At 61.0% G+C, this 11,693-nt stretch carries 7 protein-coding genes and 2 pseudogenes; 2 read left to right on the top strand and 7 right to left on the bottom strand.

Going from position 1 to position 11,693, the window contains the following annotated elements; translation table 11 throughout:
• Window positions 1-34: 34 nt before the first annotated feature.
• Window positions 35-3,133, bottom strand: a complete 3,099-nt coding sequence (locus U0025_RS09310; protein ID WP_004207076.1) for a TonB-dependent receptor domain-containing protein — start codon at window positions 3,131-3,133, stop codon at window positions 35-37.
• Between the two features lie 193 nt (window positions 3,134-3,326).
• On the opposite strand from U0025_RS09310, the gene U0025_RS09305 reads away from it, so the two are divergent.
• A complete protein-coding gene (locus U0025_RS09305; RefSeq protein WP_004207075.1) occupies window positions 3,327-4,391 on the top strand; it encodes a LacI family DNA-binding transcriptional regulator in 1,065 nt (354 codons plus the stop codon).
• A 60-nt stretch (window positions 4,392-4,451) separates the two neighbouring features.
• On the opposite strand, the pseudogene U0025_RS09300 reads toward U0025_RS09305, so the two are convergent.
• The 5 genes and pseudogenes from U0025_RS09300 to U0025_RS09285 all read right to left on the bottom strand — a co-directional run.
• Window positions 4,452-5,285: pseudogene (locus tag U0025_RS09300) on the bottom strand (IS3 family transposase); the annotation flags it as partial.
• Window positions 5,286-5,564: 279 nt separating this feature from the next.
• Window positions 5,565-5,822 (bottom strand): annotated as a pseudogene (locus U0025_RS26115) (phage integrase central domain-containing protein); the annotation flags it as partial.
• On the bottom strand, window positions 5,779-6,045 hold the full coding sequence (locus U0025_RS09295; RefSeq protein WP_004207073.1) for an Arm DNA-binding domain-containing protein: 267 nt from the start codon (window positions 6,043-6,045) through the stop codon (window positions 5,779-5,781). The gene U0025_RS09295 and the pseudogene U0025_RS26115, both read right to left, overlap by 44 nt.
• Window positions 6,046-6,844: 799 nt before the next feature.
• Window positions 6,845-8,215: an IS1380 family transposase gene (locus U0025_RS09290; RefSeq protein WP_004207071.1), complete on the bottom strand. Its 1,371-nt coding sequence runs from the start codon at window positions 8,213-8,215 to the stop codon at window positions 6,845-6,847.
• A 177-nt stretch (window positions 8,216-8,392) separates the two neighbouring features.
• Window positions 8,393-9,589 carry an IS256 family transposase gene (locus U0025_RS09285; RefSeq protein ID WP_004207070.1) on the bottom strand — a complete coding sequence of 399 codons (1,197 nt, stop codon included), beginning with the start codon at window positions 9,587-9,589 and terminating at the stop codon, window positions 8,393-8,395.
• A 426-nt stretch (window positions 9,590-10,015) separates the two neighbouring features.
• Here U0025_RS09285 and U0025_RS26180 point away from each other — a divergent pair, with 426 nt between their 5' ends.
• Window positions 10,016-10,174, top strand: coding sequence for a ribosome modulation factor (locus U0025_RS26180; RefSeq protein WP_419555358.1), 159 nt, complete (start codon window positions 10,016-10,018; stop codon window positions 10,172-10,174).
• A 51-nt stretch (window positions 10,175-10,225) separates the two neighbouring features.
• Here U0025_RS26180 and U0025_RS09280 read toward each other — a convergent pair whose 3' ends face one another.
• On the bottom strand, window positions 10,226-11,638 hold the full coding sequence (locus U0025_RS09280; RefSeq protein WP_004207069.1) for a diguanylate cyclase: 1,413 nt from the start codon (window positions 11,636-11,638) through the stop codon (window positions 10,226-10,228).
• Window positions 11,639-11,693: the final 55 nt, after the last annotated feature.

Here is an 11,693-nt window from a genome sequence, read left to right as displayed (position 1 = left end):
GCGACCTTGCCACCCCCGCCTTACTGTCTCAGTCTCAGAATTTCAGCGATGCGCCGATGAAAAACTCGGTCCCCAACACGTCATAGGTCGCCGAGAAGGTATTGGCGTTCGGTCCCTGGGTGGTGACCGGCGGCTTGTTGTTGAACATGTTGTTCGCACCGCCGAAAATCTCCATCCCCTCGCGCAGCTTGTAGTTGAACGACAGGTCGAAATAATTCTGATCGTTCAGCACCGGATAGGCAAAGCTGTCGAGGCTGGGTGCGTTCGCCGCTCCCTGACGATGTGGCACGACATAGCGGTCGGTCGTGACCTTGCCGATATAGCGATGCCGCAGGCTAAGGCTCAGATCCTCGACATTCCAGGTGATGCGCGACGTCGCCCGCCAGCGCGGCAACGGCTGGCCGCAGGTCGGTCCATAGGCACCGGCACATTCATTCTTGATGTCGGGCAGGGCCGCGACCGGCGTGGACGTGAATTCGTCCAGATAGGTCAGGTTGCTGCTGATATCGAACGAACTGCTACTGCCCAGACCCGGAAAGCCGAAACCGACGTCGAAGGAATAGCGCATCGCAAAGTCGATGCCCGACGTCTTGAGCTTGCCGGTATTGGCGTTGCGGATTTGCGCCACATAGGGATCGTTGATCTCACCCGTATTGGGATTGCGCACGATCGCCCGGCAGAACTCGCTATTGGCGTCCTGAATGACGGTATAGCAGAGGTTGAGCGTGTTCTGCAGGCCACCGCCCAGCGACGAGATCGCGCCGTCCAGCGAGATGTTGAAATAATCGACGCTGAAATAGAGTTTCGGTGCGAAGCTGGGCGTGAACACGGCACCGACAGTGAACGTGTCGGACTTTTCCGCGCCCAGATTGACGTTGCCGCCAAAGTCTGCCGGCATGATGTTGTTGGGCTGGACCGCGTCGGTGAAGACCGCGCCGGCTGGAACGCCCGTCGCGATGCAGACCGCGCGGACGGAATCGGTCCGCTGCGCCGCCGAAGCGCGCGAGGAACAAGGATCGGTCGCAACACCGACCACGCGGGTCACGCCACCGTAAAGCTCGTTCACATTGGGTGCGCGGATCGCCCGCTGATACTGGCCGCGGAAGGCCAGATCGCGGTTCACCCGCCAGTCGAGCCCGCCCAGATAGGTCCACTGGCCGCCAATGCCGGACAGGCTATAGTCGGAATAGCGGAATCCGCCATTGGCAACTAGGCTCTCCATGAACGGCGTGTCGTGGATCAACGGCACGCGCAATTCGCCGAAAATCTCGTTCACCGACACGCTGCCCTTCGTCGGCAGTCCGGGATTGAAACCGGCGACGTCGCCCGAGGCCAGGAAGGAGTCCGGCGTGAAGGTTGCACTGGTCTTGCGCCATTCATAGCCGCTGGAGAAGCCGACCGGGCCGGCGGGAAGCTGGAACAGGGTACCGGTGACGCTCGCCTGTGCGACCTGCTGGGTGGCGATGGTCGAGTTGGTGGCGTTGATACGGATCGCGCTGGCGCAGGCTTCGGAAATATTCTGACCAAAGATGTTGCAGACCGGATCAGCGCCATTGACCGACAACAGAGCAGCCTGCAACCGGCTGCGCGAAATCGCATTCTGCAGCAGCAGCGTGTCTTCGCTGCGGGCATAGGTGTAATAGGCGTCAAACTTGAGATCGGTCAGGACATTGTCCGACACGCTCCCCAGATTGCCCTTGAAGCCCCAGGCGCCACGGAAGACATTACGCCGTTCGCTGGCCAATCGTGGCCCCACTTCCCGATAGCGGCGACCGGCGGTCAGAACCGCGAGGCCGTCCCCCGCGGTCGTCGTCCGCGTCGCGGTACCGCTGGTGACGGTGGTCGTCCCGGTTTCGGCCAGGTCGAGCTGGCGGAGCACTTCCTGCAACTGCGGCGTCAGATAGGGATTATTGACGTCGAACAAGGTGGGCGACCCGACATTGGTCGGCGCCAGCCGGGCATTCACCACATTGCTGCTATAGTGAAGTTCCATATAGCCGGTGATATCATCGGTGAAATCATAATGGCCAAAGCTGTTGATCATCCAGCGCTTCTGCGGCTGGATCAGATAATTGTCGGGCCCTAGATTGAAATCATCCTGCGGCGTGATCTGTGGCCGGGCAACCGTACCTTCATCGTTGAAGGTGAAGCCGCGCGACGTCATCGCCGACAGGCCGGCATTGGCATAGGCGGCATTGAGCGCCGCATTGGAGCCCCCCGCCGCCGGAATACCGGAAAAGCGTCCATTGGGAATGTCACCGCTGCCACCGGCAACGAAGCCAAGCTCACCGCCACCCGCGACGCAGCCCAGGCCAGAGGCCGGCGTGAAGGGCGTGCCGGCCCGGTCATGGCCGCCGCTGCCCGGCACGATGCATCCGTCGTTGAGCGAGTCATAGGCAAAGCTGCCGCGCTGCCCGCGCGTGATCGAGTTGCGCTTGAGATAATTGCCCGACACGACCAGATTGCCGCGACCGTCGGCAAAATTGCCGCCCATCGTCAGGTCGACGGTATAGACGGGCGTCCCGGTGGGACGATCCATGTTGAGCTGGGCGCGCGCTTCCACGCCTTCGAAATCGTCGCGCATGATGAAGTTGACGACGCCGGTGATGGCATCGGAGCCGTAGACGGCCGACGAACCACCCGTCACGATTTCCGTGCGCGCAATTAGGCTCGACGGGATCGTGTTGAGATCGGTGACCTGCTCAGGGCCGTAAATGGCATAGCGCCGCCCATTGACCAGCACCAGGTTGCGGGTCGAACCAAAGCCGCGCAGGTTGACGTCGGCAAAGCCGCCGGGAACGGTATTCGAGGTCGCGCTACCCAATTGCGAGCCGACCACCTGTGGCAACTGCGCCAGAGTCTTTTCGACGTTCACATTGCCCGAGAGCTTGATGTCTTCGGAGCCGACCACGCTGACCGGGGTCGAGGCATCGAAGCCATTGCGCGCGATGCGCGATCCGGTGACTACGATGTCTGCGGTTGCGCTATCCGAGCCGCCCTGCGGCCGCTCGGCAGCAGTGACAGCCGTCGCTTCGGCTGAATTTTGCGCCTGTGCCAGCGCTGGCACGGGCGGGCAAAAAATAAGCGCGGCTCCCGTCAGGAAACGCACGCGCAACGATTGTATCTGCTTCATTCGATCCTCCCCTTCTTTCTTGCAATGGCCAGTTGGAGCCTTGACCTGCTCCGCCGTAAATTGCTCGACACGCCTTAGTTAGCGCTATCATTGATGGCTGTGGATTATGCCTCTCCAACCCGCGCGTCAAGTCAAATAGATAGGCATGATGGTAGCGCGTGACAGAAGCGATCTGGCAGCATAGCCTCCGACCATGAATAGCAATGCTTCGTTCAACAATGGCCATGAGCCGACCATTTCTGACGTGGCGGATCGCGCCGGCGTTTCGATCCGCACGGTTTCGCGCGTCCTCAACAATTCGCCACGAGTCAGTGACGACACCCGCGAACGCATTGAACAGGCTATTGCGGCGCTGAACTTCAGGCCAAGCCTGCGCGCACGGGCGTTGGCGAAGGGCCGGTCCTTCCTGATCGGCATCGTCCATAATGATCGCAACGCTCTGGTCCTGGACACCGTGCAACGCGGCGTCGGACGAGAAGCAACACGGCGCGGCTATGAGGTCATCTGCCATTCCACGCCGCTGGAAGAAGAAGGCGCGATCGAGGACGTGCTTGCCTTTGCCCGCAGGTCTCGCATCGATGGCCTGATCGTGCTGCCGCCCGTATCCGGCATCATTGGCTTACCCCAGGCCTTGCAAGCCGAACAGGTTGCCGCCGTGGCGCTCTCAGCCGTACCGATCGATGGCTATGGCAGCGTCATATTGTCCCGCGAAGCCGATGCGGCCGGTGCGGTCGCGGATTATCTGGTTGCACTCGGCCACCAGCGAATCGCGATGGTCACTGGCCCCCAGTCGATGATATCCGCCATCGAACGACGTCGTGGTTTCATCGAAGCGCTCGACCGGAACAGAGTTGCCTTGCTTCATGAAATCGAGGGGGATTACAGCCTCGTCTCCGGCGTGGCAGCCGCCGAGCAGCTTCTGTCCCTTTCGCCGCTCCCGACTGCCATTTTCGCCGCCAATGACATCATGGCAGCGGGCGTGCTGAAGGTCGCATCGGAACGTCGCATCGCCGTACCAAGCCCGCTTTCCGTCGTCGGGTTTGACGGCAGTCTGGTTGCCGAATTGCTAACCCCCGCCCTGACCACCGTAGCGCGACCATTTGGCGAAATGGCCGAGATCGCAACCCACCAACTGATCGATCTTGTCGAAGGTCTACCTTTGCCGCAGGTAGCACCGCCCCCACTCCGATTAGTGATCGCTCAGTCAACTACTGCCGCTCTAATAGGAGACCGTCAGCAGTTCGGAATGACAAATTAGAAGCAGAGCGTCCACAAAGGTTGAACCGCCCCGGGTTTGCCGGAGGCTATTTGGTTTAAGTTACGCAGCCATGGGGACGTCGTCCAGCATGGCGTAGTACAGTTCCTCAGCTTCAGCCGGCGGGATATTGCCGATGGGTTCGAGCAGACGCCGTTTGTTAAACCAGTCCACCCATTCCAGCGTGGCATATTCCACGGCTTCAAAGGACCGCCATGGCCCTCGCCGATGTATCACCTCGGCCTTATAAAGGCCGTTGATCGTCTCAGCCAAAGCATTGTCATAGCTGTCGCCGACGCTGCCAACCGATGGCTCGATCCCGGCTTCGGCAAGCCGCTCCGAGTATCGGATCGACACATATTGCGATCCGCGGTCGCTGTGATGGATGAGACCACCCCGATGGGCAGGGCGTCGTTCGTGGATAGCCTGCTCCAGTGCATCCAGCACGAAGCTGGCATGGGCAGTCCTGCTAACACGCCAGCCCACGATATAGCGGGCGTAGACGTCGATCACGAAGGCAACATAGACAAAGCCCGCCCACGTTGCGACATAGGTGAAGTCCGACACCCAGAGCATGTTGGGCGCCGGAGCATGGAACTGTCGGTTGACGTGATCGAGCGGGCAAGGCGCAGCCTTGTTGCTGATCGTGGTTCGTACAGGCTTGCCACGGATTACCCCCTGCAAACCCAGATCGCGCATCAGCCGCTCGATGGTGCATCGGGCCACAGCAAAGCCCTCGCGGTTCATCTGCCGCCAGACCTTCCGCACACCGTAAACGCCGAAATTCTCGGCAAAGACGCGCATGACTTCTGGCTTCAGATCCTGATCGCGCCGGGCACGATCTGACAGCCGCCCCAAATCCCGCCGCTGCGCGACACGCTCATGGTAGGTGGATGGGCCATCCAGCCCCTCAAACTCGTCCCATGTCGCATAGCGGATTTCATTGGTCCGCGCCCAGGTCAGCAGCGTGAACAAGAGCGCATCGCGCGTAACCGCACGCCGCCGTGGATTCTCATCGCCATCATAGGCGTCGATCGCCCGTACAAGCGCCGACAACTCCCCTGCCCCAACCCGGGCCATATGCCGCACCCGAGGCTTTGGCCGCAGCAGGGTCGCAAGCCCGGCAGCCGGATCATGGGTGGCCCAGCCCTGCGGGATGGCAAAGAGATAGACCTGGCTCACATGCTGACGTAGCCGGCGGCTGACATCGAGGGCACCGCGCGCCTCGACCGCCCGCAACATCGTCAGCACGTCGCCCGCAGTGATGTCCTTGAGATCGCGCTGCCCGAGCGACGGGAACACGTCGCGCTCCAGACGCGACAATATGCGTGCCGCATGCCCCGGCTCCAGCCCGCTCGCCCGATTGCCATGCCAGGCCCGCGCTGCTGCCTCAAAGCACGGCGGCCCTGGGACCAGGATCCTCGCCCCGCGCAAGGGCAAGCTTGGCCTCAGCGCGGCGCAGCCGCGCCTCAGCCAGGGTAACCTCCGGGTAGCGCCCGAACGAGAGCAGCTTCTCCTTGCCGTCGAACCGATATTTCATGCGCCAGAGGCGCGAGCCGGTGGGACGGACGAGCAGATAGAGACCACCGCCATCGCCCAGCTTGTAATCCTTTGATCGCCGACTGGCGTAGCGAACCTCGAGTTCCTTGAGCGGCATTGGGGGATCTCCTGCTGGGCACAGGCATTACCCTCCAAAACACCCCCAAAAGCAAATCGACGTCCTGGCATCAGGCGCGATCCGATGGGAGACGCTGTGTCCCCAAGAAACGGCGCAAATCCGCCAAAAAAGGCATAAAAAAACCGCCGCGGAATGATCCGAAACGGTTTGTGATATCGGTATGTGGTTGCGGGAGGGCGATCCAACCGTGACCGACAAACGCCAGAAAAATCTGGTTTGTCGGTATCGGTGGTTGCGGGGGCTCGCAACCACCGATACCGACATTTGCTGCAAACCTTAATCTAGCAAACCTTAATCTAGCAAACCTTAATCTAGCAAACCTTAATCTAGCAAACCTTAATCTAGCAAACCCTACGCAACGGTGTTGCAGGATTATTGTTCTATTACAATGTGTTAGATAAAATTAAAATGTAACACTCAGCGACACTCACGCCGCCACTCAATGAGTTTTTGCTATTTTATGGAATAATAATAATGGCTAAGGCGACACTCAATGAGTTTTCGACACTCATTGAGTTTTTCTGTCAATACTCAATGGGACTTGACGATATAGCCCACATCTACTAGCCAAATTTCGCTTTACGTAATGCCTACCAGCCTCCCTGCTAGCCCGCACTATTCATGAGGCCTCCGCTCCGGGTTCGTGCGAGCATGGTTTGTCGGTCGTCGGGTGATCAGAGCAAGCTCCTCCGGCGGTTTTTTTCACCGCGTCAGGATCGATGGGCTTTTCGAGGTTGAAGGACGAGGGCTCGGGCTTTGGGCGGCACTGCCGCGCTGGTTATGTGGGTGCCGGCCGGAGGCCGGTGGCAATGGTTCTGAACAGGCTGGCATCGGGACAGGCTGACGCGAAGGCGACGCGGATGCGCGTAGCGGTTTCGATGACGCGGGCGGCGACCTTGAGCAACCGCAGGCGCAGCGTTGCGAACTCGGCGGTGGCGAGCGCGGCAGCCTTCGGGATTTCCTGCTGGATGCGCCACACGAGCCAGTAGGCGGCGGTGTGCAGGATGAGGCGCATCTGGTTGGCATTGGCTGAGCGGCACGAGGTACGATCGCTGGCAAGCTGGGTCTTGTGGCGCTTGATCAGGTTCTCGGCGTTGCCGCGCGCGCAGTAGAGGGTGTCGTAGATATGCTCAGCCGAACCTTCGGCCAGCGAGGTGACGACATAGCGGATGTCCATGCCCAGCGTGCTGGCCTCGATCCGGGCGACGACGCGGCGCTGGCACTTCCAGCTCTTCGCGCCGTAGCGGGTCTCGGCATAGTTGCGCAGGACCGGATATTGGCGCTGAGCCCGCTTAACCGCGCAGGCATCGGCGGCAGCGACGATTTCGGGATCAGCACGCAGCGCGGCGTTGGTCGGCAGGCCGAACACGTAGTCGACGCCGGCCGCCTCGCAGAAGGCCATGACCTCGGGCCGGCCATAGTGCCCGTCGCCGCGGATTGTGATGTGCGTTTCGGGCCAGTGCCGGCGCAGATGGCGCACCAGGCGCCGGATGTGGCCGGCAGCTTCGGCGCCCGACGGTGTCTTGCCGGTGCGCAGCAGCATCGCCACCGGTCGGCCGGTGGCAGTGTCGTAGACATGGATCGGCAGGAAGCAGCGCTCGCCATGATGCCCGTTCCAGAAGGAGAGCTGCTGATAGCCATGAACAACGTCACAGGTGTCATCGATATCCAGCGTCACCGCCGCCGGCGCGGCGGGGTAGCTGGTGCAGTAGATGTCGATCATCGCGGCCATCATCCTGGCCAGTTCGCGTGTGGTCGGCGCATTTTCCCACCGGCTCATCGTCGGTTGGCTGGCCAGCCCCGCGCCCGATCCCGGCAGCTTGCCCAGCGCCAGACGGAAGCCCGGATCGTCGCGCAGAGCGTCGAGATCATCGGCGTCTTCATAGCCGCAGGCGATCGCGAACACCCGGGCACGCAGGATGTCATCAAGGCGATGGATCACCCGCACAGGGTCCCGCGGATCGGCAATGCAAGCCGCAAGCCGCCGGCAAAGCCCCATCGCGCGCTCGGCCTGTGCCAGCAGCAGAACACCGCCATCCGAGGTGAGCCGACCTCCGTCGAACGCGGCTGTGATGTTCTGGCGCCCGATCGCTGGAAACGAAAATCCCGGCGCGCTATCATCGCTCCCGGCGGGTGTGGCCCGTGGCATAAATTGCCTCGCTGCAGGACTGGTCTAGACACCCATTTTCCTACATCCAAGCAATCGCTTACACCACTCCCGCCAACCCTGCTGACTGAGCCCGATGAATAAGCCGGGCTAAAGATGCCGGTCGTGTCCCACGGGGTGGTGTAGGAACCGTCGATCTACGGCAGGATCGGGTTCAGGTCAGGCGGCCAGTGCTGGCAAGCTGACAATAGGATTATGGCTCACCGAGCCGAGCGTTTCCAGCGTCATGTATCGGCGCGATACGGCCCACTCATCATTTTGCTCCAGCATAAGCGCTCCGACGAGACGAACCACAGCGGCATCATTGGGGAAGATACCGATCACGTCGGACCTTCGCTTGATCTCCTTGTTGACCCTTTCCAGCGGGTTGGTGGACGCGATCTGCGCCCAATGATCTTTGGGGAAGGCCATGTAGGCGAGCACGTCCTCGCGTGATGCGTCCATCATGTCGGCCAGCTTTGGAAACTTCTCGCGCAGGGCATCGGCAACCTGCTCCCACTGCTGGTGCGCCGCCTCGGCCGTTTCCTGCGCGAAGATCGTCTTGATCATGGCGATGACGGCCGGCCGCTGCTTGGGCGCGGCATGGGCCAGCGCGTTGCGCATCCAGTGCACCCGGCAGCGTTGCTGGCTCGCGGCGAACACCTTGCTGGCGGCGGCGCGCAGTCCCTTGTGATCGTCGGCTATGACCAGCTTCACCCCGCGAAGGCCCCGATCTGCCAGCGAACGCAGGAAGGCTTTCCAGAAGGGCTCCGCCTCCGAGGGACCGGTGGCGACGCCGAGCACTTCGCGGCGGCCATCGGTATTGACGCCCACGGCGATTATCGCCGCCGTCGAGACGATCCGCCCGCCTTCCCGGACTTTGAGGTAGGTGGCGTCGATCCACAGGTAGGGCCACTCGCCCTCAATCGGCCGCGCCAGAAAGGCATTCACCCGCTCGTCGATCTCGGCAACCAGACGACTGACCTGGCTCTTCGATACGCCGCTGGCGCCCATCGCCTTGACCAGATCATCGACCGAACGAGTCGAGATCCCGTGCACATAGGCCTCCTGAATTACCGCTGCCAAAGCCTTCTCGGCGGTCCGGCGCGGCTCCAGGAAACTCGGGAAGTAACTGCCCTTGCGCAGCTTCGGGATTGCCAGATCAATCCGGCCAGCGCGGGTGTCCCAACCACGCTCGCGATAGCCGTTACGGTGGTTGAGCCGGGCTGCACTACGAGCACCGGCAGGAACCCCGGTCTTCGCCTCGATCTCCATATCCATCATGCGCTCAGCGGCAAAAGCCAGCATCTCGCGCAACAAATCGCTGTCAGCCCCTTGCTCAATCAGCTCAACAAGGGCCATTCTGTCGTCGGTCATCGTCTTCTTCTCCAGGTTCGAGTTCGCATCCGAACCCTACCAGAAGATCGACGGTGGCCACCCTCTCAGGGAAACCTTCCTACACCACCCCGTGGGACACGACCAAAGATGCCCGTCTCCTTTCGCTTGTTTTGGGGCGAGTAAGGCAGCACTACGCGCGCAAATCGACAGCGGCAGATCGCACTGACGACGCGCTTGTCCGCACCATAGATTTGGCCATGAGCAAGTTTTCCGGCAATGGCGTAGGCGAAAAGAGGCTCGCCACACTCGCATTGACGAGCTTGCGTCGCAATGTCGTCTCCTGATTTCAGCGAAAACACGGAACTGGAATGCAAAGGAGCGCTTGGCCTGTTCGTTCTGGCAGTCGGCGCGATTATGCTCCGCCGCCGTCGCCGGGCAATCGGTTGATCGGGAAGGAGCCCATCAGTGCAATTCGACCATGCATATCGATGGGGTCTGAAGGCCGCACAGGCCGGCTTGCCGCGTCACGCCAATCCCTACCGTGCCTCCCATGTTCGGGCAGCATGGGAGATTGGTTATGCAAGCCACGCAAGTGGCGGTCTCGAGCGATACCGCCACCGATAAATCCAGGAAACTTGGAGCCTGATGCCCGTAAACATCTGGGTGTAAAGAACGTCATGTGGCAAGCGGCCAAATCCCCTTCCCGCCTTCTCCATAAATCGGGGCGAGTTCCACCGTGTTGCGACCTGCGGCCTTGGCCCGATAGAGTGCCTCATCCGCGGCCTTGATCAGGAATTTCTGATCGGGATGGCCGGAATGCAGGGCAATGCCGATCGACGCGGTGACACTGAGGCCGCCCGAGCTTCCCGTTTCGAAAATATGGCCCTCCATATCTGCCCGAATGCGCTCCGCTATGTTGGCCGCAGCCTCGATGCCTGTCTCGACTAGGACGATCAGGAACTCCTCGCCCCCGTACCGGAAAACGAAGTCCGTCGCCCGGACATTCCCGACGATCACTTGTGCCACCTGCCGGAGGACTTCATCACCGACCTGATGGCCGTGCCGATCATTGATCGCCTTGAAGTGGTCGATATCGACCAGCATGACGCTGAGCGCTGTCCCGTTCTCCTTCGCGAATGTGACCTCGCGGCCAAGTATGGCAGGCAGGAAACGGCGGTTAAGGGCACGGGTCAGCGGATCGCGTCCTCCTTCCATGGTGCTTAATGTCTGGAAGAGATCAGCGACCAGGAAGGAAATTTCGTCAACTGCGGCGCGCAAATCCGCCAAGGCGGATGAGCCATCCTGACGCTTACGGGGAGCGACCAGCTCTGGCAGGAGCATCTCATCGATGCGCTCGACAAGTCGGACCACAGTGCTGAACTGCGCCGATTGCTCAAACATGAACTGTGCCCGATGCCGAAGCCAAAGTCCGAAGGCGGAGTCGCCCAAGCGGAGCAACCCGCCACCAGGGCCAGCTTGCAGAAGCGCGAACAGTGTGTTCTGGCTCCACTCCATCAGGCTGGCGCGCTGCGTCTCTTTGTCGACTGCAGCGTCCTGATCCAGAGAGAAGAGCCGATAGGCTTCATCTAGTCTCGCTCTTGCCGTGGTGTCCTTTACATAGGACTGGCTGATGAGCATGACGGCCGTGTCCATTCGCGCATCAGCAAGTTGAAGCGCGCGAATGCCTACCAACGGATCGACTGCCTGACCCTGCAGCAATTCAGCGAGCCGTGTCTTGATCACCAGCGCGCCTGTCATTACGAGATGGACCGGAATCTTGATGCGAGCGTGGACTTCGCCAATGATCTTCTGGCGGGCCTGCTTTTCGGGGGAGTCGCGAATGTCCTGTCCGGAAAACAACTGCGTGAGCCACTCAATGAGGGAAGAGCTGAGCCTCTCCTGCACCACAGCGTGGTTCAGGAACTGGGCAGCCTCCTGGTCACGAAGCAGCGTATCGTAGAACAAAGCGACGAGTTCACGGCCATGTTCGGCAGCCATCTCCGCGAGAAGTTTGAGCGGCGCATGGGAGTGCCGGCTATGGGCGGGCAGCTTCGCCGACCCTTTGATCCGCTCTTCGTCCGTAAACATCAATGTGATCCCTTCCGCGCCCCTTTAAAGGCGATGCCTTACCCAGTCGACGTCC

Source organism: Sphingobium yanoikuyae, from assembly GCF_034424525.1.
GTDB classification, from domain to species: Bacteria; Pseudomonadota; Alphaproteobacteria; order Sphingomonadales; family Sphingomonadaceae; genus Sphingobium; species Sphingobium yanoikuyae.
Note: the sequence above shows the minus strand (reverse complement) of the source record. Positions and strands in the feature narration are given on the sequence as shown.

Coding starts and splice junctions, on each gene's coding strand:
- U0025_RS09280 (WP_004207069.1), bottom strand. CDS start 11,638: ATGTTTACGGACGAAGAGCGGATCAAAGGGTCGGCGAAGCTGCCCGCC.
- U0025_RS09285 (WP_004207070.1), bottom strand. CDS start 9,589: ATGACCGACGACAGAATGGCCCTTGTTGAGCTGATTGAGCAAGGGGCT.
- U0025_RS09305 (WP_004207075.1), top strand. CDS start 3,327: ATGAATAGCAATGCTTCGTTCAACAATGGCCATGAGCCGACCATTTCT.
- U0025_RS09295 (WP_004207073.1), bottom strand. CDS start 6,045: ATGCCGCTCAAGGAACTCGAGGTTCGCTACGCCAGTCGGCGATCAAAG.
- U0025_RS09310 (WP_004207076.1), bottom strand. CDS start 3,133: ATGAAGCAGATACAATCGTTGCGCGTGCGTTTCCTGACGGGAGCCGCG.
- U0025_RS09290 (WP_004207071.1), bottom strand. CDS start 8,215: ATGCCACGGGCCACACCCGCCGGGAGCGATGATAGCGCGCCGGGATTT.